This is a genomic window from Chryseobacterium sp. SIMBA_038 (assembly GCF_046535115.1).
In the GTDB taxonomy this organism is placed as follows: domain Bacteria; phylum Bacteroidota; class Bacteroidia; order Flavobacteriales; family Weeksellaceae; genus Chryseobacterium.
Map to the genome: position 1 here is coordinate 1 of NZ_JAWRXH010000427.1, position 238 is coordinate 238.

Sequence of the window (238 nt, forward strand, 5' to 3'; positions counted from 1 at the left end):
CCTACCTTGCTGTTTAAAATTTTATTTACTACAGCAGTATCAGATAATTTTACATTGGCAACACCATTTGTTCTTAATTTGTCAAACTGTAAAAGGTTGATGAAGTTCACATTTTTTGCAACTCCCATAGAATCTCCTTTTGCAGCAACCATAGTGGTTAATGTTTGGAAATAAGGTGCAATTTCAGGAACCTGTTGTACTTCCCAGAACTGAAGCTTTGCAGAAGTCTGAAGCATTT

Annotated in this window: 1 protein-coding gene; it reads right to left on the minus strand. The window is 35.3% G+C overall.

The genetic code is table 11. The features are described from left to right. On the minus strand, positions 1–238 hold a 238-nt coding region (locus tag SB689_RS24155; protein ID WP_410694553.1), incomplete at both ends, for a hypothetical protein.